Genomic DNA, 20,757 nt, shown 5'->3' with positions numbered 1-20,757 from the left:
GTGGGAGGCGGAGAGGACTGCGGACTCCGCCCGGGGTGGAAAACGCCCCTCCCCTTACACAGGGGGGAGTCGCACTTCAAGCAAACGGGCGCGGGATTTTCACCATCCCCGCGCCCGCCGCTATCAGAACCGCTTGTCGGAAGCGGCAGCCCGGCTCACAGCGCGCCGGCCTGCGCCACGTACTCGCCCTTGGGCGCGCAGGTCATGTACTGCTGCGCCAGCGACTTGATGTCCTCCTGCCCCAGCGGCTTGGGCTTGGGGGCCTGCTTCGGGCCCTTCTTGAGGAACGCCGCGTAGAAGTAGTAGGCCGGGCAGTAGGTCTCGTCCGCGTTGAGCGCCTTCTGGTACGTCTCGTCGGCCTTGACGGTGTCGCCCTTGCCCTCGAAGACGCGCGCCAACTCGAGCAGCGCGGTGGCGGCCCGGTCCGACTGGCCGATGAACTCGGTGCTCGCCTTCTCCAGCGACTCCTGGGCCATCGTCCACTCGCCGCGCTCGCGCAAGATGGTGCCCATGGCCAGACGGGCCTCGGGGTTCTTCGCGTTCGGCTCCTTCACCGAGCGCTTGTACGCGTCGATCGCCTCGTTGAGCTTGTTCTGCTTGCGGTAGGCGTTGCCCAGCATGGTGAGCAGCTTGGGGCTGTCACCCATGGTCTTGATGGCGGTGACGAGGGCCTCGGCGGCCTCCTTCTCGCCGCCCGCCTTGCCCATGAGGGCCTTGGACAGCTCCACGTAGAACTGGGCGCGCGTGGGGTCGATCTTGATGGCCTTGCGGATCTCCTCGGCGGCCTTGTCGTACTCGTTCTCGGCGAGCAGCCGGCGGCCCTTGATGAGCAACAGCTCCGGGGTCTGCTTGTCCAGCGTGAAGCCCGTCTCCTCGGCCTTGATCAGCTCCTGGCGCGCCTTCTCCTTGTCGGCGGGCACCCCGGTGGCCTCGGCGAGCCTGGCCTGCTCCTCGGGCTTGAGCTTCTCCATGGCCGCGGACACGCGCGAGATGAGCAGCGAGCGCGCCAGGTTGGCCGCCGCGAGCTGACGCGGCGACGGGGGCGGCTCGGCCTCCAGCAGCTTCTTGATCATCACCGCGGCCAGCCCGAAGTTGGGCTCGTCCTGCTCCAGGACCAGCAGGGAGACGCCGAGGAGCGACTCGGGGTGGTCCTTCTCGTAGCGCAGCGCGGAGTCGTAGTTCTTCCCGGCGATGCTGTCCTGGCCGAGCCGGCGGTACACGGCGCCGAGCGCGGCGTAGATGCGCGGGTCCTGCGCCGCGATGCCCTGGGCCTTCTCCAGGTTGTCCTTGGCGCGATCCATGTCGCCCGCGTTCATCTGGATGAGGCCGAGCGTCAGGTACAGCAGCGAGCTGCGCTGGCCCCGGTCATCGAACTCCTTCACCTGCTTCTCGAGGGCGACGAGCGCCTCCTTGCCCTTGCCACCGTAGGTCTTGATGAGCGCCTCGGCGGCCAACAGGTGCGAGCTGATATCCTTCTCCGTCTGGTACTTCTTGGCGGAGGCCAGGTGCTCCTCGGCGCGCTTGCGGGCGTCGTCACCACCGCCGTGCTCACCCCAGCGGATGGCATAGGAGTAGGCCAGGTAGCCGTGGGCGGCGACGGAGGTCTCGTCCACCTCGAGCGCCTTTTCGGCCGCCTCGCAGGCCTTCTTGTAGGAGGCGAACGAGTCGTGCTTGAGCTGCTCGGTGGCGGCGTCGAGCTGCTTCTTGATCTCCCGGTTGCGCTGGGTGGTCATGCGCATCTGGAAGAAGGTGCCGCCCAGGATGAGGGGCACGGCGATCAGCAGGCCGAGCGTGATGTACTTGCTGGTGCCGCCGCCCTTCTTGCGCGACTTGCGAGGCGCGTCGTCATCGTCGGTGTCGACGTCATCGTCCTCGTCGACGACCACGGGCGCGGCGCGGCGGGCCGCGGAGCGCGCGGGCTGCTCGGCGCGGGCCTTGGGACGCGGAGCCTCCTCCTCGTCCTCGGTGGCCACCGGGCGCTTGCGGGCAGCGGGAGCCGGAGCGGGCTCGGCGGCGGGAGCAGGCGCGGCGGCCACGGGAGCCGGAGTGGGCGCGGCCACCGGAGCGGGCGCGGCGACAGGAGCCGGAGCGGCCACGGGCGCGGCCACCGGAGCGGGCGCGGCGGCCTGGGGCGGCTGCACCTGGTACTGCTGCATCGCCGCGAGGGTCTCGGCATCCGCGGGGTCCGCCGCGTACGCCTTGAGGAGGTTGGCCTTGCCGGTCTCGCCCTCGCCAGTCTTCAGCTGGAGCGTACCCGCCATGCGCAGGGAGGCCTTGTCGGTGGGCTGCACCTGGAGCGCGCCGAGCACCTCTTCCAATGCCTTCTTGTCCTTGCCCTGCTCCGCGTACACGCGGGCCAGGAGGAGGCGGGGATCCGCACGATCAGGGTGGGCCTTCACCCCTTTCTTGCAGACGACCATCGCTTCCATGAAGCGGCCGGCGGCCAGGTACGCCTCGGCCAACGGCTTGTACGCGTCGGAGGAAGGGTCGGAAGCGAACGCTTGCTCCAGCTTCGTAATCTCGGCCGGGCTCAACTTCGATGAGGGAGTAGACATTCCGATGGGGGCGCCTGATGGGAGGGGGTTCTTATGACACCCCGAGTTGCCGCGCGTCAATCGCTCAAGGGCCCCGGAAGATTCCCGGCTTGACACGTGGAATAGGGTCCTGTATCTGCCCGTTCGTCTTTCGGCGGCGGGAAAAAACCCCGTCAGCCGGCAGGACGCTCAGCCGTTAGTACACATAGTGGTTGCGGGGGTGTAGCTCAGTTGGGAGAGCGTCGCGTTCGCAATGCGAAGGTCGTCGGTTCGATCCCGTCCACCTCCACCATGCAACAGGGAAGGGCCTCACTGGAAACAGTGAGGCCCTTTTCATTTGCGCTACGAGTGAATTGAAAAGCTCCGGGGGTCTGTTATCCGGAGCCGATGACCGACCAGCCTTCGCTCTCGTTCTTCGCTCGTTTCTGGCTCGCGTTCGTGTGCTTCTGGCGGATCTGGGCCAACCAGGCGTTCGCCCAGGCGGTACTCCCCCTGAAAGAGGCCGACGCTGCCGGCCAGCTCCCGTCCGGGACTCCGGCCACCGGCCTGCCAGCCGGGCAGCAGACGCCGGAGAAGAAGGAGCCGGTTGCCGCGCTGCCCCCCGAGCGGGAGCACGCCCCGGCCCTGCAGTTCCTCGCCATGCTGCAGCGCGAGGGGCGCCTCATCGACTTCCTCCAGGAGGACGTGGCGGCGTTCCCGGACTCGGATGTGGGGGCCGCGGCCCGCATCGTCCATGAGGGGTGCCGCAAGGTGCTGCGCCAGTACCTCACCCTGGAGCCGGTGCTGCCCCAGTCCGAGGGGGACCGGGTGAACGTGCCCGCCGGCTTCGACGCCCAGCGCATCCGCCTCACCGGCAACGTGGCCGGCCAGCCTCCTTATACGGGCGCGCTCAAGCACCACGGGTGGGTGACCACGGCGGTGAAATTCCCGTCCACCAGCGCGGCGATGGATCCCCGGGTGCTGTCGCCCGCTGAAGTCGAGCTGTCCTGACACCAGATTGGAGCGCATATGGCCCGATACGCGATTGGAATCGATCTCGGCACCACGCACTCCGCGGTATCCTACTTCAACCTGGAGGAAGCGAAGGCGCGCGGCGCGGCGCAGTCGATGCTGCCCATCCCGCAGCTGACGGCGCCGGGCACGGTGGAAGCCCGGACGTTGCTGCCCTCGTTCCTCTACCTGCCCGGCGGCCAGGAGTTCCCCCCGGGGAGCCTGGCGCTGCCGTGGAACCCGGCGGCCAGCAGCATCGCCGGTGAGTTCGCCCGCACGCACGGGGCCAAGGTGCCCACCCGGCTGGTGTCCTCGGCGAAGAGCTGGTTGAGCCACCCCGGGGTGGACCGGCGCGCCGCGCTGCTCCCCTGGCAGGCCCCCGAGGAGGTGCAACGCGTCTCCCCGGTGGAGGCGTCCACGCGCTACCTGCGCCACCTGCGCGAGGCGTGGGACCACACCTTCGCCCGCGCGAAGGAGGACGCCGGCAACGCCATGGCCGCGCAGGACGTCATCATCACCGTCCCGGCCTCGTTCGACGCCGCCGCGAGGGATTTGACGCTCGAGGCCGCCCGGGCCGCGGGCCTGGAGAACATCATCCTCCTGGAGGAGCCGCAGGCGGCGCTCTACGCGTGGCTGGAGGCGCAGGGGGAGACCTTCCGCAAGCGGGTGAAGGTGGGCGAGGTCATCCTCGTGGTGGACGTGGGCGGCGGCACCACGGACTTCTCACTCATGACCGTGCGCGACCGCGCGGGCGACGTGGAGCTCACCCGCGTGGCGGTGGGGGACCACATCCTCCTGGGCGGCGACAACATGGACCTGGCGCTGGCGCACACGCTCAACCAGCGCCTCACCGCCGAGGGCAAGAAGCTCGACGCCTGGCAGTTCAACGCGCTCACCTATGGCTGCCGCATGGCCAAGGAGATGCTGTACGGCGATCCGTCCATGGCCAAGGCGCCCATCGCGATTCCGGGCCGCGGCTCGTCGCTCATCGGCGGCACGCTGCGCACGGAGCTGGCCCGCGAGGACCTGGACCGCGTCCTCACCGATGGTTTCTTCCCGCCCTCCCCTGCCTCGGAGCTGCCGCGCGTGGCCCGGCGCACCGGCCTCGCGCAGATGGCCTTGCCGTACGCGCAGGACCCCGCGGTGACGAAGCACCTGGCCGCCTTCCTCACGCGGCAGGCCCAGGCGCTGGCCAACTCGCCGGACTCTCCGGTGAACGTGGGCGGCAAGTCCTTCATCCACCCCACCGCCGTGCTCTTCAACGGTGGCGTCTTCAAGGCGGGCCCGCTCAAGGCCCGGGTGATGGAGGTGCTCAACTCCTGGCTCACCGCGGATGGCGGCCAGCCCGCCCAGGAGCTCGCGGGCGCGGACCTGGACCTCTCCGTGGCGCGCGGCGCGGCCTATTACGGTTGGGTGCGCCAGGGCCACGGCCTGCGCATCCGCGGCGGCACGGCCCGCGCCTACTACGTGGGCGTGGAGACGGCCATGCCCGCCGTACCCGGCATGGAGCCCCCCGTGAAGGCCCTGTGCGTGGCCCCCTTCGGCATGGAGGAGGGCACCCAGGCGGACGTGCCTCCGCAGGAGTTCGGCCTCGTCACCGGCGAGCCCACCAGCTTCCGCTTCTTCGCCTCGTCCGTGCGGCGCGACGACAAGGTGGGCGTCCTGGTGGACGACGTGGACGGCAATGACGAGTTCGAGGAGCTCGCTCCCATCGAGACGACGCTCCCGGGCACGCCCGCACCGTACGGGGACCTCACCCCCGTCAACCTCCAGGCCGCCGTCACCGAGGTGGGCACGCTGGAGTTGCGCTGCCTGCAGAAGGACGGCCCCGGCAAGTGGAAGCTGGAGCTCAACGTCCGCATGAAGGAGTAGAACCCGCGCGCCTATGCACATCGTCGGCATCGACCTCGGAACCACGCACTGCGCCGTCGCCTCGGTGGACCCCGCCAAGGGCCCCACCGCTCCCGTGGAGGACTTCCCCGTCCCCCAACTGGTGCGCCAGGGCGAGGTGAGCCCGCGGCCCCTGCTGCCCTCGTGTGTCTACGTGCCCGCCGGCCATGAGCTCGCCGCTGGCTCTCTCCGCCTCCCCTGGGGCGAGAGCGGCTCGCAGGTGGTGGGCGAGCTGGCCCGCTGGCAGGGAGCCCGGGTGCCCGGCCGGGTGGTGACGTCCGCGAAGAGCTGGCTGTGCCACCCGGGCGTGGACCGCTCGGCGCCCATCCTCCCCTGGGGCGCTCCCGCCGACGTGGCGAAGCTGTCCCCGGTGGAGGCCAGTGCCCTGCTCCTCCAGCACATGGCCCAGGCGTGGAACCACGCCCACCCCGAGGCCCCGCTGGCGCAGCAGGAGGTGGTCATCACCGTGCCCGCCTCCTTCGACGAGGCGGCGCGCGCCCTCACGGTGAGCGCCGCGCGCAAGGCGGGCCTGGAGAAGTTCACGCTCTTGGAGGAGCCGCAGGCGGCCTTCTACGACTACACCGCGCGCCACCGGAAGGATCTGGCGCAGTCGCTCGAGGACGTGCGGCTGGTGCTGGTGGTGGACGTGGGCGGCGGCACCACGGACTTCACCCTGGTGCACGCGGGCGTGTCCCCCGAGGGCCCCATGCTGCGGCGGCTCGCGGTGGGCGAGCACCTCATGCTCGGCGGCGACAACATGGACGCCGCGCTCGCCAAACGCGTGGAGGAGAAGCTCTTCCCGGACGGCAACCGGCGCCTGTCCGCCACCCAGTGGACCCAGGCCATCCAGGCGGCGCGCACCGCCAAGGAGGCCCTGCTCGGCAACGGCCCGCCCGAGCGATATGGCGTGTCGCTCGTCTCCGAGGGCAGCCGGCTGCTGGGCGGCTCGCTGTCCACGGAGCTCACGCGCGAGGAGGCGGAGAGCCTCGTCATGGACGGCTTCTTCCCGCGCTCGGGCGCGCAGGAGCGGCCGCGGCGCGTGTCGCGCATGGCGCTGCAGGAGCTGGGACTGCCGTACGCGCAGGACGCGGCCATCACCCGGCACCTGGCGGCCTTCCTCGCGCAGCACGCGGCGGCGGGCTTCGCGGCGCTGGGAGAGACGGCGCCCGCGGAGGGTGCCCTCCCCCGTCCCGACGCCATCCTGCTCAATGGCGGCGTCTTCAACTCGCCCCAGCTGGCCGCTCGGCTGGTGGAGGCGGTGAGCGCGTGGTGGCCGGGGGCTCCGCGCATCCGGCTGCTGAAGCACGAGTCGCTGGAGCTGGCGGTGGCACGCGGCGCGGCCTACTACGGGCTGGTGCGGCGCGGGCACGGCCTGAAGATTGGAGGCGGCGCGGCACGTGCGTACTACGTGGCCCTGCAGCGCCCGGCGGACAGCACGGAGCAGCCAGTGCTGTGCCTCATCCCGCGCGGCTTCGAGGAGGGCAACCAGGTCGACATCGGCGAGCGCTCCTTCACGCTGACGCTGGGGCGGCCGGTGCAGTTCACGCTGTACTCCACCACGAGCGACCGCATCGACAAGCCGGGCGACGTGGTGCCGCTGACGGAGGAGCTGAAGCCGCTGCCGCCCATCCACACGGTGCTCAAGGGCGCCGAGGGGAAGACGGCGGAGGTGCCGGTGCACCTGCAGGCGGGGCTCACGGAGATTGGCACGCTGGAGCTGTTCGCCGTGTCCAACGTGGCGGACGAGCGCTGGCGCCTGGAGTTCGAGCTGCGGGGCACGGGCGGCGAGCGCGAGCTGACCGTCACCGAGTCCATGCCCGCGCGCTTCGCCGAGGCGAAGGAGAACGCCGAGCGGGTGTACGGCAACAAGCCGCTGCCCATTGGCCCCAAGGACGTGAAGCAGCTGTCTCGCACGCTGGAGAAGGTGCTGGGCCCGCGCGAGACGTGGCGGGTGCCGGTGCTGCGCGAGCTGTGGAGCACGCTCTTCGCGGGGGCGTCCAAGCGGCGGCGCACGGCGGACCACGAGCGCGTCTTCTACAGCCTGACGGGCTTCACGCTGCGGCCGGGCTTCGGCTACCCGCTGGACCACTGGCGGGCGGAGCAGACCTTCACGCTCTTCGAGCCCCTGGTGCAGCACCACACCGAGAAGTCGGTGTGGATCGAGTTCTGGGTGATGTGGCGGCGCATCGCGGGCGGGCTGAGCGAGGCGCAGCAGCGCAAGCTGTACGACTACCTGAAGCCGCACATGGCGAGGAAGGTGCCGCTGGACGCGCCGCAGCCGCAGGGCAAGCTCAAGGGCATCCAGCCCGAGGGCCTGGACGAGATGGTGCGCACGGCGGCCTCGCTGGAGCACCTGGAGCCCGGGGACAAGGCGGAGTTGGGCGGATGGGTGGCGGCGCGGCTGAAGGCGGAGAACAAGAGCGGTGGCCCGTGGGCGTGGGCGCTGGGACGGCTGGGCGCGCGGGTACCCCTGTACGGCAGCAGCCACAAGGTGGTGGACGTGGAGGTGGCGGAGGCCTGGCTGTCGCTGTTGCTGGAGCTGGACCTCAAGCGCATCGACGGAGCGCCGTTCGCGGCGGCCCAGCTCGCGCGGCTCACGGGAGACCGGATGCGGGACATCAACCCCGAGCTGCGGGCCAAGACGGCCCAGGCCCTGCGCGCGGCGAAGGCGGCCGACACCTGGGTGCGGATGGTGACGGAAGTCGTGGAGCTCGAGGCCGCGGATGAAGCGCGGGCGCTCGGCGACACCCTGCCCGCGGGCCTGCGCCTGTAGCCAACATTCACCCGGAGCAACTTCCCCCACCCGGACCAACTTCCCCCCACCCGGACCAACTTCCCCTCTCCCCTCGGGAGAGGGACGGGGTGAGGGTATCCGGATCCCGAGTTAGCTCCGTGCATCCCCACGCGCGGACAACTCAAGGAGGCGGAGGAGCCTGCGGTCCGGTGAGTTTCTCGAGCACCCCTGATCTCTGAAGCCAGATCATCAACGTGAAGTTGATCGTATTGAACGCCGCGTGGGCGAGCATCACGGAGGGCAGGCGGAAGCGGCGGACGAAGATGAAGACGAAGCCGAAGTAGGCCCCGAGCACGGCGGTCTGCACGACGGCGAGCGTCCCTTCGTAGAAGTGCCCCAGCCCGAAGAGCCCGGCCGAGAGCATCACCGCGGCGGGCCAGTTCCCCAGGAGCACCTTCAACCGCGGGACGAGAAAGCCCCGGAAGGTGAGCTCCTCGAAGCCCGCCACGAGCACCATCGCCGCGGCGAAGACGGGCACACTGATTCCCATCTCCACGAGTCCGGTGGCCACCTCCTTGCGTGCGATCATCTCCTTGTCGGTGATCTTCAAGAGCATGCCCACCAGGGAGAGCGGGATGGAGGCGGCGATGTTCGCGGCATACGCGCCAACGACGACAGGAACGGCGATGAGCATCTCCCGCCCCAGCCCCTCGCGAACGAGCCCCAGTTGTGCCGGTCCCTGCCCATCTCTCCACAGCAACAGCCCCACCAGCAGGCACACGCCGATCGCACGAAGGCACAGCCACAGCATCGTCCCGGACTTCTTGAAGGGACTCGCATTCGGCACGGGCCCGACAGGCACCGTCACCTCGCGCGTCTCGCCCTTGCGCTCGACGGTGAAGTGCATCTCGGTGCTCTTCCCTCCCCCCGCCGTGCGGATGCGATCCTGGAACTCCGCCTCGGGGTCCGAGACGGACAGGGGCTGCCCATCCACCGCGAGGATCCGGTCTCCCACCACCAGGCGCCCATCCGCCGGCGCTCCCGGCACCACGCGGGTGAGCTCGACCACCTTCCGCGCGGCCTGCCCGTCCCCCTGCACGGAGACGCCCGTGTGCTGCACTCCGAGCCGGGGAGGCGGCACGACATCCGCTCCTCCGAACCAGCCACTCGCCATGGAGGCACCGAGCGCCAGCCCGAAGAGCAGCACACAACCCACGGCGCGGCCCTGCTGGCCCGAACGCCAGTCCGCCCAGGGGCGCAGCAGCACGAGCCCCCAGGCGGCCAGCAGGCAGGTGATCGCGAGACGCGGCGCCAGGCCGAGCAGGGCGAGGGACCCCGGGACGAACACGGTGACGAGCACGAACGCCGCTTCGGCCAGTGCCCGGCGGCGTGAAGGAGCATTCTCGAGAAGCGGATCGGCGTTGGACACGGGCCGAAGCTACTCGCTCTCGAATGCTTCGGGGTGGAAACACCGCCAGACCGGGACTGAAGGGAGGCGCACCCTCAGACCTGTCCGCTCCGCGCCGCGCTCGAGAAGAACCGCTCGCACCACACGAGCGCGGCCACGCCTCCCACGATGGTCGCCGCGCTCCCCGCGATGAAGACGCCATCCCGGCCCCACACCCACGCGCCCGCGTATGCCAGGGGAAGGTACAGGCCGAACATGCGCACCAGCGTGAGCGTCGTCGAGACGAGCGGCCGGTTCACCGCGTTGAACGCCACGCTCACCAGCATGCAGACGCCCTGGAAACCGAAGCTCAGGGAGAGGATGCGCAGGTAGCTCGTGGTGGCCGCCGCCACCGCCGCGTCCGGGGTGAACAGGGACGCCACCCAGGGAGCCGCGAAGAGCAGCACGCCCCAGCACGCCGCGCCCCACCCCAGCGTGAAGAGCACCGCCACCCGCATTCCCTTCCACGCCCGCTCCTTGCGCCCGGCTCCCCAGTTCTGCCCGACGAAGGGAATCAGCGCGGTGGACAGCGCGCCGATGATCATCATCACCAGGCTCTCCACCCGGTTGCCCACCCCGAGCGCCGCCACGCCCTCGGGCCCGTGACGGGCGATGAGCCGGGTGAGCATCATCATCGACACCGGAAACACCAGCCGGCTCGCGGTGGCCGGCAGCGCGATGGAGAGCAGCGGCCCGAGCGACTCCCGGAGCTCCGCGGCACGGGGAATCGAGCGCTCCAGCGTCCCCTCGCGCGAGAACAGCGTGTAGAGGAACGCGCCCAGCATCACGGCCCGAGAGACAGCAGCGGCCCACGCGGCCCCGGCCAGCCCCACTCCGGGCAGCGGCCCGAATCCGAAGATGAGCAGCGGATCCAACGCGGCGTTGATCACCACCGACACCACCAGCACCACGGCCGGAGTCCGCGCATCGCCCATCGCCCGAATGACGCTGCTGCCCACCATGGGCACCAGCAGCAAGGGCAGCCCGCCGTACCAGACCGTCATGTACCCGCGCACCAGCGGCTGCAGCTCCGGCGACACCCCGAGCAGCTGCATGAAGGGCGCGAGCGTCAGCATCCCCACCCCGGCCAGCACCACGCCCAGCGCCGCGGCGCTCCAGAGCGCATGGCTCGCCGTCCGCGCGACCCGTGCCTGGTCCCCCTGCCCCGCCGCACGGGACACCACCGAGGTGGCCGCCACGGACAGCCCCCCCGCCATGTTCGTCAGCACCAGGGTGATGGGAAAGGTGAAGCCCAGCGCGGCCAGCTGCCCACCGCCCAGCCGCCCCACGAAGTACGCATCCACCACGTTGAAGAGGGACGTGGAGGCCAGGCCCAGGATCATCGGCAACGTCAGCGCCGTGAGCACCCGGGGGATGTCGTCCTCCAGGAGCGAGGCCCTCGCGCGCGCCACCGTACCGCCAGCCGCCATCGTCACTTGCGCGCCGCCACCCGCCGCACCGGCGCGGCCTCCAACGGCGGCAGCAGCTCCACCACCTCCGCCATCACCCGCTCGCCCTCCCCCACCAGCCGGTTCCACCTCCCGAAGAGCCGTTGCGCTCCCGTCACGCACAGCGCCTCGCTCATGGCCGCATCCGCCTCGGTCCAGAAGAAGCACTCCGGCCGGCTCGTGTACTCCAGCCGCGAGTCCTCCAGCAGCCGCCCCAGCGGCACCCGCCCCTCCAACACCAGCGTCCTCGCCTGCTCATCGAAGCACGTGAGATCGATCTGGATCGCCCCCAGCTCCACCGGGCGGCCTCCCACGCTCTCCGTCAGCAGCACCTGCCGCCAGAGGCTGCTGCCCCTGCGCTCCTGGGCCAGCACCCGCAGCGCCAGCCGCTGCCCCAGGAAGCCCTCCAACGTCTGCGTCATGGTGCCGTCGTGCACCAGCAGCTCGCGGTACGGCGCCGGCATCTGCTCCGGCTCCACCACCGTCAGCCGCGGCGTGGGCAGGCCCTCGTAGCAGCGGGCCAGCGGCTCGGGCATCCAGGCGGGCTGTAGGAAATGGGTGCGCATCGGAGGCCGTGACGAGGCAACGGAGGGGCGGTTGTCATTAAAACAAGCAGCTTGAAACTTCCAGTATCAAACGGTAACTCTGAACAGCCCAGATTTCGAAGAAGCCTCCGAGCCCATGTCCCCGTCCGAGATTCCCAGCGTCACCCCGTGGCTGCGTGGAGCCATTGCCGCTGGTTCGGCCCGGGGAAACACGCTGAGCGATGGCCGCTTCCAGGTGCCCTACGCGGCGCTCGAGCAACTTCTCACGGAATGGGAATCCTTCCTGGCCCGGCACGGCGTGACGCGCGAGGGGCCCGTGGTGCTCGAGTGCGCGGCCTCCGTTCCCGGTGCGCTCGCGGTGCTGGCGCTCCTGCGTGCGGGCTCCAGCTTCGCCCTGCTGCCGCCTCCGGCGCGCACGGGGACGCCGCCTCCGCCGCCGCGCTTCTTCACCCTGCGGATCCGGGTGCGCAGCCTCTACGACCTGGAGCCCAACGCGCCCCTGAGTCCCGAGGCCCTGCTGGAAGTGACGCGCCTCGAGGGTGCCCACCCACCGCCCGAGGGTGACGCGAGCGCCGCCGGACGGCTCTTCCTGCGCACCTCGGGCAGCCTCGGCACGCCCAAGCTGGTCGTCCACTCGCAGGCCCTGCTGATCGGCAACGCCCTCAACTGCGTCGAGCGGCTGCGCCTCTCGGCGGAGGATCGCATCTCGCTGCCCGTGCCCATCGCGCACATGTACGGGCTCGGCGCGGGCCTGCTGCCCGGGCTGTCCGCGGGGGCGTCCATCGATCTGCTGGAGGGCGCCAACCTCCCGCGCTTCCTCGAGCGCGAGGCGCAGGTGCGCCCGACGGTGGCATTCCTCACGCCCAACCTGTGCACCATGCTGCTGCGGCGGCGCACCGCGCCCGGGCACTACCGCCACGTGGTGGTGGCCGGCGACAAGCTGAAGCCGGAGCTGTTCGAGACGGCGGAGACCCTCTTCCGGCGCGTCGTCAACCTCTACGGGAGCACCGAGCTGGGCGTCATCGCCACCGCGGACGCGGAGGAGGCGCGAGGCCCCCGCTCCACCACCGTGGGCCGCGTTGTCCCGGGAGCCGGCATCCGCCTGCAGCCCGTGGAGGGCTCGCAGGAGCTGGAGGGCGAGGTGGGCGAGCTGTGGTGCCGCCACCCCTTCCCCTTCCTGGGCTACGTGGACGAGGACGGCCAGCCCTGGCAGGGCGAGCCTCCCTTCCAGGACGGTTGGTACCGCACGAAGGATCTCTGCCGCCTGCACGCGGACGGCCTGCTCGAGGTGCTGGGCCGGACCGACCATGGCGTCAAGCGCGACGGGCGGCTCGTCATGCTCACCGACCTGGAGCGCACCGTGGAGCGCGTGCCCGGCGTGGAGCGCGCCATCGCGGTGCTCGGCGGCGAGAGCCTCCGGGGCCAGCGCCTCGTCGTCTTCTGCGTCCCCAAGGACGGCCAGCCGCTCGAGGGCGACTCGGTCCGCACCGCCTGCTTCGAGCTGCTTCCCTCCTACGCCATTCCGGACGAGGTCCGGACTCTCGCCGCCCTCCCCCTGCTGCCCAGCGGCAAGGTGGATCGCAAGGCGCTGCGAGAGGCCGCCACGGCCGCGCCACCCGCTTCCCAGTCCCAGGAAAGGACCTGACCATGAGCACGCCCGCATCGCCCGCCCCCCACCTGGAGACCAGCGGCCAGCCCGCTCCCGCCAGCGCGGACACCACCGCGCTCATCGAGCAGCTCAAGAAGATGATCGCCCACGAGCTGGACGTGCGCATCCCCGAGTCGAAGATCGACGCCACGGTGGCGCTGCTCGAGGGCGGCCTCGCGCTCGACTCGATGGTGCTCTTCGAGTTCGTCACCCTCATCGAGAAGCGCTACGGCATCGAGTTCGCCGACCAGCACCTGCGTCCCGAGGTGTTCGAGAACCTCACCGTGCTGGCCGGTTACGTGCAGCGCGAGATGGTGCGCGCCGGCAAGAGCGCCGCGGTCTGACCACCCCCCAGCGGAGACGGCACCATGAGCACCACCGATAGTTCCTCCCAGAACGAGCTGACGCGCCGGGGGTTCGTCACCAACTACCCCCCCTACCGCTACTGGCGCCCCGAGGCCATCCAGGGGGTGCTCGAGCCGCGTCCCCTCAACATCTACGTGCACACGCCGTACTGCGTGCAGCGCTGCGCGTACTGTCACTACAAGACGACGACGCTCGGCGAGAGCCGCAAGTCGGAGATCGACGCCTACGTGAGCGCGCTGTGCCGGGAGATGGAGCTGGTCTCCAAGCGCTTCCACCTCAAGGAGCGCCCGGCCACCACCGTGTACTTCGGCGGCGGCACGCCCACCCTGCTCTCCAAGGAGAACCTGAGCCGGGTGATGGAGAGCCTCCACGAGCACTTCAACCTGCGCGATCCCGAAATCACCGTCGAGGGTGAGCCGGTGACGCTCATCCAGGCCAAGGCGGACCACCTCAAGACGCTCGGGGTCAACCGCATCAGCCTGGGCATCCAGTCCTTCTGCGACGACATCATCCAGAAGACGGGGCGCCGCGACACCGAGAAGCACGCCTTCAAGGCCATCGAGCTGGCCAAGAGCACCGGTGCCATCGTCAACGTGGACCTGATGAGCGGCCTGGCCGGAGAGACGGACCAGACGTGGGCCTACACCGTGGAGCGCGCGCTGTCCGCCGACGTCCACGCCATCACCGTCTACAAGACGGAGGTGTACGCCAACACCGAGTACTACTCGGAGATGAAGAAGAACGCCCTCACGCTGCCCACCGACGACGAGGAGGTGAAGTTCACCGCCTACGCCATGGAGCAGCTGGACCGGCACGGCTACCTGCCGGTGAACTTCTTCACCTTCACCAAGGGCGGGGCCTTCCGCCAGCGCCACATCAGCACCCGGTGGATGGGCACGGACACCTACGGCTTCGGCGTCTCGGCCTTCGGCTCCATGGGCAACCACGCCCTGCAGAACACCAGCGAGCTGCCTCGCTACACGCAGTCGCTCGAGTCCGGCGAGCTGCCGCTGGCCCGCGGCTACCAGCTCTCCGCCCGCGAGCTGATGACGCGCGAGGCGGTGCTCGGCATGAAGCTCGTGCACCTGGACCTGGACGGCTTCCAGCAGCGCCATGGCTTCGACCTGGTGAAGCTGTGCGCCCCCGTCGTCGAGGAGCTGGTGAAGAACGACCTCGCCCACGTGCACGGACGCACGCTCTCGCTCACGCGCCGGGGCATCCTCTGGGGCGACTACGTCGGACGCCGGCTCGCGGCCCACATCGAGTCGCTGGCCTGAGCCCATGATCATCACCGACGACTTCGTCTACATCCATCAGCCCAAGACGGGGGGCACCTTCGTCACGCACGTGCTGGAGCAGCTCTACGCGGGCCGCCACTTCATCAACACGCACAAGCACGGCACGTGCAGTGACATCCCCGCCGAGCACCTCGGCAAGCCCATCCTCACCACGGTGCGCAACCCGTACGACCGCTACGTGTCGCAGTACCACTTCGGGTGGTGGCGGCGGTACCCGGACGCCTACTGCGGCGTCGAGGAGATGCGGGCCCACTACCCCACCTATCCCGAGGTGACCTTCCCGGAGTTCGTGCGGATGGCCAACTCGCTCTTCCTCAACCGCCACCAGCGGCAGGAGACGGGCTTCCGCAACGAGCGCTTCCCCGAGGAGCGCAAGCCAGGCTGGCACACCGAGCAGTTCGTGCGCTTCTACTGCCGCGAGCCGCGCACCGTCTTCCAGGCGCTCGACGAGGAGAGCCTCACGAGCGGCCGCTACCGCGAGACGTTCTTCCCCCTGCACATCACCCGCTCCGAGCGCCTCAACCAGGAGCTGTACGACTTCCTGCTGGGCCTGGGGCTGCCGCGCGAGCGGCTCGCCTTCATCCTGGAGGCGCAGAAGGTGTTCCCCGAGGGCGGGGGCCGCGAGGACGAGGATCGCTGGCAGGACTACTACACGCCCGAGCTGAAGCAGCTCGTGCGCACCCGGGAGCGGATGCTGTTCCAGCTCTTCCCGGACTACGATGTCTGAGCAAGGAGTCAGCGCAGTGGAGCAACAGAGAGTGGCGCTGGTCACGGGCGCGAACCGTGGCATCGGGTTGGAGGCGTGCCGGCAGCTGGCGAAGCTCGGCATCCACGTCATCCTGACGGCCCGGCGGGAGGACAAGGGACGGGCGGCCGTCGAGGAGCTGGCCGCCGAGGGGCTCAAGGCGTCCTTCCTCCCCCTGGACGTCACCTCGGAGGAGTCCCGCAAGGCCATCGCGGAGACCATCACCCGCGAGTACGGGCGGCTGGACATCCTCATCAACAACGCGGGCATCTCCATCGACTTCGACGTGCCCGCGCTGGAGGTGAGCTTCGACGAGGTCATCCGGCCCACCATGGAGACGAACCTCTATGGCCCGCTGCACCTCACCCAGCTCTTCGTGCCGCTCATGCGCAAGCACAACTACGGGCGCATCGTGAACGTGTCCAGCGGCCTGGGCTCCTTCTCGAAGATCACCGCCGGGCGCATCGGCTACCGCCTGTCCAAGGTGGGCATGAACGCGATGACCAAGGTCTTCGCCGACGAGCTCAAGGACACCAACATCCTCGTCAACGTGATGACGCCCGGCTGGGTGCGCACGCACCTGGGTGGCGTCAAGGCGGAGCGCTCCGTCGAGCAGGGCGCGGAGACCATCACCTGGCTCGCCACGCTCCCGGACGACGGGCCCCGCGGCCGCTTCTTCAAGGACCGCCAGGACTTCCCCTGGTAGCGGCGCGGCATGCGCAAGCCGAACTTCTTCATCGTCGGGGCTCCGCGGTGCGCCACCACCTCGGTGTACACGTACCTCAAGCAGCACCCGGACATCTTCCTGTCGCTGCTCAAGGAGCCCATCTTCTTCGGCTCGGATCTCACGCGGCAGCCGCTCGCCATCTCCGGAGAGGAGGCCTACCTGGGCCTCTTCGCCGGGGCGGGTGAGGCGCGCGTCGTCGGCGAGGGCTCCGTCTTCTATTTGATGTCGGAGCGGGCCGCGGAGGAGATCCGCGCGTACTCACCGGAAGCGCGCATCCTCATCATGCTGCGTGATCCGGTGGAGATGATGCAGTCGCTGCATGCGCTCTACCTGCGCTCGGGCAACGAGGAGCTGGCGGACTTCGAGCAGGCGCTGGAGGCCGAGTCCGCACGGGCCCGGGGCCAGCGGCTGCCCGCGGGGGTGTACTTCCCCGAGGGGTTGCAGTACCGCTCCATTGCCCGCTTCGCCGAGCCCGTGGAGCGCTTCCTGCGCGTCTTCGGCAAGGAGCGCGTCCGCGTGCTCGTGTTCGAGGATCTGCTGAAGAATCCCCAGGCGGAGATGCGCGGGCTGCTCGAGTTCCTCCAGGTGGATGCGGACTTCCCGGTGGAGCTGGACCTGGAGAAGGCCGCGCAGCGCATCCGGACCGTGGTGCTGCGGCAGATGCGCTCGGCCACGCCCGAGGTGCTCGAGAAGCTCAAGCGCAAGACGGCGAAGAACCTCCACCAGGGCGCGCGGGGCGTGCCCCTTCGGCCGGAGGTGCGAGCCCGGCTCCAGGAGGAGCTGCGGCCCGACGTGAAGCGGTTGGAAGCGGTACTCGGCCGCACGCTGTGGTGAGGAAGGACGAGGAGCCATGAACGCACAGGACAACGGCGCCTTCCGCATGATGCGGATCATCCGCCAGCTCAAGGATCGCCTGGGCATCCACCACATCGGCGGAGAGCCCATCGAGCAACTGGTGCGCCGCTGGTCCAAGGTGGAGACGCCGGAGCTGCGCCTGGAGGTGCGGGCGTATGACCCGGCCTGGCCGCTCCTCTTCGAGCGCGAGCGGCAACGGCTCCAGGAGGCCCTCGGGGGCGAGGGGCTGCTGGACATTCAGCACGTCGGCAGCACCTCCATCCCGCCGATGCCCAGCAAGAACGTCATCGACCTCGCGGTGGCGCTGCGCCCGCCGCTGTGCACCATGCGGCAGCGGGAGGTGCTCGAGTCGCTCGGCTACCGCTTCCACGGGACGAGCCCCATTGATCCAAGCTTCTTCTGGTTCTGGCGGATGGAGGAGGCCGGAGCGCTGGTGGTGCACCTGTGCGACCCGGAGGCCGCCTGGTACACGAATCTGCTCCACTTCCGGGACTTCATGCGCGAGCACCCGGCCGAGCGCGAGGAGTACGAGCGCCTCAAGCGGGAGCTGGCCTCCACTCACGGGCACAGCTGGCTCGAGTACAGCGTCCTCAAGCGCCACCTGCTGCAGCAGCTCACCGAGCGCGCCAACACCTGGGCCGAGGCCCGCGCCACCCGCTGAGCACGCGTAGACTACTACTCCCTCTCCCCTCGGGAGAGGGTCGGGGTGAGGGTGCCCGGGCCCGTTCTTCAACCTGTGGCCCGCCGTGGGGGCAAGGGGTTCAACCCGCGTTCACCCGATACCCTCACCCCGTCCCTCTCCCGGAGGGCGAGGGGAAATGGCCACGGTCGTCAGCGCATGTTCCCAGGGGCACGCCTTCGCGGACCTACCTGAATGGCTCAGGAGGCGAGCACCACCTCCAGCGGGGCGGAGAAGATCCACGCCGTGTTACGGCACGGGCTCATGTTCGGGTCATACCCGCCGAGGAACACCGTCCGGCCATCGAAGGGCGACAGGGCGATGCTCCGGGTGGCGACCAGGGGCGGCATGGGCACCAGCTCCGGATCGGTGATGCGCCGCAGGGCGTAGCGTCCCTCGCCGTGGCGGACGAGATACCAGCCACCGGGATCCCACCCCTGCTTCGGGTGCGAGGACAGATCGGGCTCGAAGGTGGCGCCTACGCCCATCACCAGCACCGGCGCCCCAGTCTCCGGGTGACGCAGCTCCGTCAGGTCGTCGTAGGCGGCGATGGCGTAGCTCGGCCGCCGCCCCCAGTGCTCGCCCAGGAAGCCGAGCACGTCCAGCTCGAGCGTGTCCCGGTAGCCCGCCGCCGGGTCGATCCGCAGCACGCGGGCGCGATCTCCCTCCAGCACGGCTAGCAGCACCTCGCCCTGCCCGGAGGGATGGGGAATGGCCGTCAGCCCGCGCAGCCCGCTGCTGATGGGGATGACCGGCTCCGGGAAGGTGTAGACCTGCTCCCAGCGGGGCTGCGCTCCATCCACCCGGCGGTAGATGCCGGGGTGGATGATGGCGTGCAGCACCCCATTGCACTCGGCGAACCCCATGGGGCGCTTGCGGTAGCCCTCCAGCTCGGGCCGGGCGTCCCAGCGCAGGCTCCCGGGCGCGTCCGGATCCATCACCCCGCTGAAGATGCCCATCGGCGCCGTGCCCGCGAAGAGCCGCTCCAGGCCCGTCACCTTGTCCCGGTACACGCAGAAGCTGCGGATGCCGGCGGTGCCCTGGCCGCTGGCCACCGGGACATGGGTCCACGTGCCCGACTCGTCGAGCACCTCGATGGCCAGATGCCCCGTGCGATCCGTGGGCGCCGCGAGCAGCAGGGAGCGAGGCCCCGGCAGCTTCCGCCCCTGGCCATCCTCCGTGAAGGTGACCGAGCCCAACGTCAGCCGCCAGTGCCGCGGCTCGAAGTCCCGCTCCACGCGCCAGCTCGACTCGGGGCCCTCCAGGACGAGCACCTGGGCGCCCACCTCGGGCTCACCCGGCGCCAGCACCTGCTGCAACGTGGAGGTGGCCGCGTAGAGCCGGCCGTCATGCGGCACCAGGTGCATGATCTCCGTGCCGCCCATGTAGCGGCCCGCCACGTCCCACGTCCCCGCCTGATAGACACGACGAAAGCTCACGCCACCTCCCTACCGTCCCGCCCGATCCAGCGCGGAGAAGACCTCGTCGAGCACCTGGCGCGACGCCTCCTGATGGACCCAGCCGTCCAGCCGCCGCCGGAACTCCTCCCACCGGCCGGACCGCGGACCGAGGTGGTTGGGAATCCACAGCTCCAGCCGCTTGCCCATGCCCTGGATGTCCCGATCCACGCAGCGCCGCAGGTAGTCCTCCACGTTGGGCGCGGGCACATAGCCCCGGCCCAGGAACTGGATGATGCGGAAGGTCAGGCGGTAGCCCGCGTCGAGGATGCGCGGGTGGCAGATGAGGCGCAGCGTCCGCGAGCGCAGATCCTCCAGCCCGCAGCCGAGCGGATCCATCAGCCCGCCGCCCCCATGGCACGCGTAATAGAAGGCATTCACCGAGAAGTCCCGGGTGAGCGCGTCCTGCCGCACGTCCTCCCGGGAGACGAAGGTGGTGGTCCACATGTCGCCGTTCTGGATGTCCCCGGGGTCGCGGAGGATGTTGAGATCGACCCCTCCGGAGCTGGCGTCGCCCCACCGGAGCACGCCGAAGCGCGGGTTGTGGAAGAGCACGGGATCGGTGCCGGGAAACGCCTCGCGCAGCACCCGGTGCGTCTCCTCCAGGGGTGCATCCACCGCCAGGTCGATGTCCTTCGCGGACTGGCCGGAGAGCCAGTCGCGAGGTGTCCCGCCCACCACGTAGACGCGGCGGCCCGCCTCCAGGAGCGCGGAGAGGACCTCGCGCACGCGCAAGGTCCTCCGGTCATCCTGGAAGATGATCCGTCCGAGACCGTCCTCCACCACGGCCGGATCCACCGGGTGGCGCGGAAGGTCCTCTGTCATGTCTCGTCTCGCGGGCACGGGCCCGCATCATGGCACAGCGGCGCCGGCGCACGCGCACCAACCCCTCGCGGGCACGGGCCCGCGGACGCTCACTCTTCGGTGGCGGGGGGGTAGATGACCTGCAGGTTCGGGCCCGCCGCGACGGGGGCGGGCGCGATCACGTTCTGCGGAGTGGCCTCGACCTCGGCCTGCTGCTCCTTGGGCTTGCGCGTCCCCGCTCCCGAGCGGCACCCGCGGCACCAGGGCTGGTTGCGGATGGCCCCGTCCGCCATCTTGCGCAGACCGAACTGCGCCAGCGGCTTGAGCGTGCGGCACTTGAGGCACATGAGCGAGATGAGCACCTCGTGCCCCTCGGCGTCATAGACGGCCGACTTGCGCCGCTTGCGCGGCTGCCCCGGCTCACGCGGCTTGGATTTCTCCGGCGCCTGCGGAGGCATCATCGGGGTGACCTTGTAAAGCATTTCAATACCCTCCCGAACTGCCGGCACGGCCCGCCCAGGCCCCCACGAGGAGAGTCCCCGAGGGGCGGACACGACGTTCCGGCCCCTAGAGTAAGGAGGAAATCGGGC

17 protein-coding genes and 1 tRNA gene are annotated in these 20,757 nt (G+C 70.1%); 11 read left to right on the top strand and 7 right to left on the bottom strand.

Annotation, left to right across the window (positions count from 1 at the left end; genetic code table 11):
* Positions 1–155 precede the first annotated feature (155 nt).
* A complete protein-coding gene (locus NR798_RS14375) occupies positions 156–2,555 on the bottom strand; it encodes a tetratricopeptide repeat protein (protein WP_375772031.1) in 2,400 nt (799 codons plus the stop codon).
* Between the two features lie 195 nt (positions 2,556–2,750).
* On the opposite strand from NR798_RS14375, the gene NR798_RS14370 reads away from it, so the two are divergent.
* The 4 genes from NR798_RS14370 (at position 2,751) to NR798_RS14355 (ending at position 8,187) form a co-directional block, all read left to right on the top strand.
* Positions 2,751–2,826, top strand: a tRNA-Ala gene (locus NR798_RS14370).
* Between the two features lie 95 nt (positions 2,827–2,921).
* The gene (locus NR798_RS14365; protein WP_375772030.1) at positions 2,922–3,524 is read left to right on the top strand and encodes a DUF2760 domain-containing protein; all 603 of its coding nucleotides are present in this window, start codon (positions 2,922–2,924) and stop codon (positions 3,522–3,524) included.
* A gap of 18 nt (positions 3,525–3,542) precedes the next feature.
* Positions 3,543–5,396, top strand: coding sequence for an Hsp70 family protein (locus tag NR798_RS14360; protein WP_375772029.1), 1,854 nt, complete (start codon positions 3,543–3,545; stop codon positions 5,394–5,396).
* Between the two features lie 13 nt (positions 5,397–5,409).
* A complete protein-coding gene (locus NR798_RS14355; RefSeq protein ID WP_375772028.1) occupies positions 5,410–8,187 on the top strand; it encodes an Hsp70 family protein in 2,778 nt (925 codons plus the stop codon).
* 142 nt (positions 8,188–8,329) lie between these two features.
* Here the strand turns inward: NR798_RS14355 and NR798_RS14350 are convergent, their stop codons facing one another.
* From NR798_RS14350 to NR798_RS14340, 3 genes are all read right to left on the bottom strand, one after another.
* Positions 8,330–9,577, bottom strand: a complete 1,248-nt coding sequence (locus NR798_RS14350; RefSeq protein WP_375772027.1) for a type II CAAX prenyl endopeptidase Rce1 family protein — start codon at positions 9,575–9,577, stop codon at positions 8,330–8,332.
* Between the two features lie 74 nt (positions 9,578–9,651).
* The gene (locus NR798_RS14345; RefSeq protein ID WP_375773764.1) at positions 9,652–11,025 is read right to left on the bottom strand and encodes an MATE family efflux transporter; all 1,374 of its coding nucleotides are present in this window, start codon (positions 11,023–11,025) and stop codon (positions 9,652–9,654) included.
* A gap of 2 nt (positions 11,026–11,027) precedes the next feature.
* Positions 11,028–11,579 carry a hypothetical protein gene (locus NR798_RS14340; RefSeq protein WP_375772026.1) on the bottom strand — a complete coding sequence of 184 codons (552 nt, stop codon included), beginning with the start codon at positions 11,577–11,579 and terminating at the stop codon, positions 11,028–11,030.
* A 145-nt stretch (positions 11,580–11,724) separates the two neighbouring features.
* On the opposite strand from NR798_RS14340, the gene NR798_RS14335 reads away from it, so the two are divergent.
* From NR798_RS14335 to NR798_RS14305, 7 genes are read left to right on the top strand one after another with little or no spacing between them, the layout of a single operon-like run.
* A complete protein-coding gene (locus NR798_RS14335) occupies positions 11,725–13,233 on the top strand; it encodes a class I adenylate-forming enzyme family protein (RefSeq protein ID WP_375772025.1) in 1,509 nt (502 codons plus the stop codon).
* A 2-nt stretch (positions 13,234–13,235) separates the two neighbouring features.
* On the top strand, positions 13,236–13,580 hold the full coding sequence (locus tag NR798_RS14330; protein WP_375772024.1) for an acyl carrier protein: 345 nt from the start codon (positions 13,236–13,238) through the stop codon (positions 13,578–13,580).
* A gap of 24 nt (positions 13,581–13,604) precedes the next feature.
* Positions 13,605–14,879, top strand: coding sequence for a coproporphyrinogen-III oxidase family protein (locus NR798_RS14325; protein ID WP_375772023.1), 1,275 nt, complete (start codon positions 13,605–13,607; stop codon positions 14,877–14,879).
* Positions 14,880–14,883: 4 nt separating this feature from the next.
* Positions 14,884–15,627: a sulfotransferase family 2 domain-containing protein gene (locus NR798_RS14320; protein ID WP_375772022.1), complete on the top strand. Its 744-nt coding sequence runs from the start codon at positions 14,884–14,886 to the stop codon at positions 15,625–15,627.
* A gap of 16 nt (positions 15,628–15,643) precedes the next feature.
* Complete coding sequence (locus tag NR798_RS14315) at positions 15,644–16,351, top strand: SDR family oxidoreductase (protein WP_375772021.1); 708 nt, start codon at positions 15,644–15,646, stop codon at positions 16,349–16,351.
* A gap of 9 nt (positions 16,352–16,360) precedes the next feature.
* Positions 16,361–17,206: a sulfotransferase gene (locus tag NR798_RS14310; protein ID WP_375772020.1), complete on the top strand. Its 846-nt coding sequence runs from the start codon at positions 16,361–16,363 to the stop codon at positions 17,204–17,206.
* Positions 17,207–17,222: 16 nt separating this feature from the next.
* The gene (locus tag NR798_RS14305; RefSeq protein WP_375772019.1) at positions 17,223–17,888 is read left to right on the top strand and encodes a GrpB family protein; all 666 of its coding nucleotides are present in this window, start codon (positions 17,223–17,225) and stop codon (positions 17,886–17,888) included.
* Positions 17,889–18,106: 218 nt separating this feature from the next.
* On the opposite strand, the gene NR798_RS14300 is transcribed toward NR798_RS14305, so the two are convergent.
* From NR798_RS14300 to NR798_RS14290, 3 genes are all read right to left on the bottom strand, one after another.
* Complete coding sequence (locus NR798_RS14300; RefSeq protein WP_375772018.1) at positions 18,107–19,345, bottom strand: hypothetical protein; 1,239 nt, start codon at positions 19,343–19,345, stop codon at positions 18,107–18,109.
* 9 nt (positions 19,346–19,354) lie between these two features.
* Positions 19,355–20,188, bottom strand: coding sequence for a CCA tRNA nucleotidyltransferase (locus NR798_RS14295; RefSeq protein ID WP_375772017.1), 834 nt, complete (start codon positions 20,186–20,188; stop codon positions 19,355–19,357).
* Positions 20,189–20,277: 89 nt separating this feature from the next.
* Entirely contained in the window at positions 20,278–20,649 is a 372-nt protein-coding gene (locus NR798_RS14290; RefSeq protein ID WP_375772016.1) for a hypothetical protein, read from the bottom strand.
* Positions 20,650–20,757 lie beyond the last annotated feature (108 nt).

The sequence above is a fragment of the Archangium gephyra genome (genome assembly GCF_042230915.1).
GTDB lineage: Bacteria > Myxococcota > Myxococcia > Myxococcales > Myxococcaceae > Archangium > Archangium gephyra_B.
The sequence above is the reverse complement of the archived record's forward strand: the minus strand, read 5'-3'. Positions and strand labels throughout refer to the sequence as shown.